Below are 3452 nucleotides of genomic sequence, written 5' to 3' on the forward strand. Positions count from 1 at the left end.
GGCGACCCGGGCATTGCGCGCGGGCACCCGTGGGGCCGAGACGACATTGGTGTCAAGGAGGAACTTCATGGCTCAGGGCCATCATGATCACATGAGTGGCAGCGGCACCCGCGAAGACCCCTGGCAGCCGACCACGGCGCCGGGGACATCGGCATACGCCATGTGGCGCGACGAAGAGGCGGACCCGCCAGCGCTGGTGTGCCAAGTCGGCTCGACCACGCTTCGCTACCACCTGAGCGCGATCGACGATCTCGCGAACTGGCTTCGGGCGCAAGGCGATTGGGTCGACCTCGGCGCCGCCGACGAGCAGAAGCCCGCCAAGCCGGGCACGGTCGAGGCCTGGGGCCGCGACGAGGGCAACCCCGTCGGCGGGTGGTACGGCCTGCGCAAGGGCTACCGCGCACGGTTCGGCATGTATCTCCCGCCGCTACTGGAGAAACTCGGCCTCGTCGAGCGGGAGCACAACCCCCGCAACAACCGCGTCCGGGCGACGAACCGATGAGCATCCCCGTGGACATCGATCGTCTGGCCGCGGTGGTCGCGGACTACTCGGCGGCCTACCTGCTCACCACCCGCGCGGACGGGCGGGTCAAGGCGGTCTCGGCCGAACCCGCCGTCACCGACGGCGTCCTGATCCTGCAACCGAGCAAGGGCAGCGCGTCCAACCTGGCGGGCAACCCGAGGGCGACGCTGCTCTTCCCGCCGCCGGCGCCCAAGGGCTACACGCTGCTCGTCGACGGCGTGGCCACCGCCGACGCACCGGAGGCGGAGATTCGGTTCACACCGCATACGGCCGTCCTGCACCGCCCGGCGCGGCACGCGGACGGGCCGCCCGCCCCCGACACCGTGACCGGCTGCGCCAACGACTGCACCCCCCTTTGATCGACCGCCCGTAGGCTTGGCGCGTGTCGGGTCGCGTGCAATCGGTCAACATCGGCCTCCCGGTGCCGGGCGGCCCAAAGGGCCTGCCCAGCGGGATCGCCAAACTTCCCGCCCCAGTCATCGAGGTCCGGGCACCGGGCCCGAAACTCGGGGGACTGGGCAGCGGAGTCGTCGGTGACTTCCTCGGCGACCGGCGCCACCACGGCGGCGACCAACAGGCCGTGTATGCCGTCGCCCGCGAGGAACTGGACTGGTGGGCCGGGCACCTCGGTCGCGAGTTGCCGGACGGGATGTTCGGCGAGAACCTCACGACGTCCGGCCACGATGTGGACGCCTCGATCGTCGGCGAGGTCTGGAACGTGGGCACCGCCGTGCTGAAAGTCACCGGCCCCCGCGTTCCGTGCGTGACCTTTGCTTCCCGCATGCGCGAGAAGGGCTGGGTCAAGCGGTTCGCGAAGCGCGGCCGCACCGGCGCCTATCTCGCGGTCATCGAGGGCGGCGAGATCCGAAGCGGCGACGCGGTCACAGTCTCGTATGTGCCCGACCACGCGCTGACGGTGCCCGACGTCTTCCGGGCCTGGCAGGGCGACACCGAACTGATCCGTCGGGTGCTGGCCCTCGTCGAACTCGACGACGCAGACCGGACCTTCTTCACCCGCCGGCTGCGCGCCGCCGAGCGATCGCCCTGAACGGACGCCCACCAGCTGCCTCGTGGGCTTGGGGTGGCTACGGGTTCAAGATGTCCAACCAGGAGGAGCGCAACCGCGCGGTGAGCAGGGCCGGGTCGTTCAAACGCAACCCGTAGGCCGCGGGCTGCTCCTGCCCGATCGCCTTCAGCAGCACCATCGCCCGCTGGGATGGGCTGCCGGTCAACTCGAAGGCGGCCATCAGCTCCGCGACCGTCGGGTTGCCGTCATCCGTCAGCGCGTCATTCGCCTTCGCGACGATCCACAAGAATGCTGCGGCCGTCATGGCGTCCCTGGACTGACGGCGGAAGATCGCCGGGTCTGCCAACGCCACCTGGGCAATCAGGCGTCGGCACGCGGTGCGCATCTCCACGTCATACAGGTCCATCGCCGCCACGTCGGCCAGGCTCGCGATCCCCTGCACCCGCGTGGCGATGTCGGACGCCACGCCGCTGAGGTCGAGCGGCTCGTCCGGCAGCGGATCGGCATTGAGGCCCGCAACAAGGTCCGGGCTGAGTCGGGTGAGCAGGGCTTCCCGGTGCAACTGACGCCACTCCTGCGTCAACGCCTCGATCCGGGCGCGCACGATCTCCGGATCATCGCGGAGCTCGTGGTAGCGCGGCTCCCACCGATCGACCGCGACGAGTGCCGCGGCTGTGTCGCTCTGATCGCACCCGTCCACGTCGTGGCAGTAGGAGACGAAGGCGCGCAAGACGGCCGGAGCGCGCTCATACAACTCCCGCGCCAAGATCGTGGGGAGCGCTGACGTCATGAGGGTCTCGATGATCTCCGGTGTCCACAAGAGCTCATCGCCCAGCATGTCGAGCGCGAACATCGCCAGCACGTGCGCCAGATCGTGATCGGCGGGGTCGTCCCCCAGGACCGGTGCCCCGAACGGCCCGCTGAGGAAGTCGTGCGCCAGGTCCGAGGCGTCCTCTTCCAGCTCCTCGAGCTCATCGAAGTCGGCCGGATCGCGCGGAGGCAGGGGTGTGCCGCCCTCGGGAAGCAGCCTGACCAGGTGCGACAGCAGCGGCCGCAGGCCCGGCCAGGTGTCGCCGGGCGGCATCCCGTGATCGATATTTCCGTATGCCGCGATGGCCGGCTCGACCTGCGCGCGCGCGTCCGCGAGACTCACCTCGACGAAGTTGGCCCGGTGGCCATCGCGCAAGGCGATCTCGGACAAGTTGGCCACGACCTGCGGGACGCTCTCATCGATCAGGAAGGCATCCTTGACCAGCGTGCCGAAGCGGTGGTCGATATAGACGAGCAGGGAGGAGTCCGGGACCCCGGGGGCGCTCAAGCCGAGGATCAGATCGTCGCCGACATCACCCGGGATAGCCATCGCCCATGCGCTGACAATGCGCAGGTCGTCCAGTCCCGAGACGCCCAGGGGCATCGGATGCCGGCGGCCGTCGATCTCGCGGCGAATCCGCGCGGCGAGGAGGTCATCGCTAGTCAAGGTGGCGATCACCATCAGCGCGGCCGTGGTCTCGGCCAGCGGCACGTCGATGAAGCTTTCGACCAGTTGTGTGAGCGTGGGCTTGTCCACGAGTCCGGGGGTGACCGAGTTCGGGTCCAGGGCATCGAGCACACTGGACATCAGGTCGGCCAGCGCGAGCGGCTCGGCTCGCATGGCCGTGCGGATGCCCTGGATGAGTTCCTGGTCTTCCGGCCGCATCGCGGTATGCGTGCGTACCGGGGGCCGGCCGCGGGTCGCCGATCGGTTGGGCGTGCGCCGGTTGCTGCCGTGTCCACGTTTGCGCACGGCGTCATCCGATCACGCTGGCCGCAGGTATGCCGCGTGCCCCAGCACTCACTGCGGCCACGCGGAGTGCGACCAGGCACCCCGGCCGGCGCGCATCGGCGCCCGCACGGCGCGCGCCG

4 protein-coding genes are annotated in these 3452 nt (G+C 69.8%); 3 read left to right on the forward strand and 1 reads right to left on the reverse strand.

Annotated features, from left to right (window positions below; all coding sequences use genetic code 11):
- From PKH97_RS15110 to PKH97_RS15120, 3 genes are all read left to right on the forward strand, one after another.
- On the forward strand, nucleotides 1-502 hold a 502-nt coding region (locus tag PKH97_RS15110; RefSeq protein ID WP_324388415.1), incomplete at its 5' end, for a DUF6855 family protein.
- Complete coding sequence (locus PKH97_RS15115; RefSeq protein ID WP_324388416.1) at nucleotides 499-882, forward strand: pyridoxamine 5'-phosphate oxidase; 384 nt, start codon at nucleotides 499-501, stop codon at nucleotides 880-882. The genes PKH97_RS15110 and PKH97_RS15115, both read left to right, overlap by 4 nt.
- 23 nt (nucleotides 883-905) lie before the next feature.
- A complete protein-coding gene (locus PKH97_RS15120) occupies nucleotides 906-1571 on the forward strand; it encodes an MOSC domain-containing protein (RefSeq protein WP_324388417.1) in 666 nt (221 codons plus the stop codon).
- 37 nt (nucleotides 1572-1608) lie between these two features.
- On the opposite strand, the gene PKH97_RS15125 is transcribed toward PKH97_RS15120, so the two are convergent.
- Nucleotides 1609-3333 carry a hypothetical protein gene (locus tag PKH97_RS15125; protein WP_324388418.1) on the reverse strand — a complete coding sequence of 575 codons (1725 nt, stop codon included), beginning with the start codon at nucleotides 3331-3333 and terminating at the stop codon, nucleotides 1609-1611.
- Between the last annotated feature and the right edge of the window lie 119 nt (nucleotides 3334-3452).

This window comes from Nostocoides sp. (genome assembly GCF_035343835.1).
Classification (GTDB): Bacteria; Actinomycetota; Actinomycetes; order Actinomycetales; family Dermatophilaceae; genus Nostocoides_A; species Nostocoides_A vanveenii.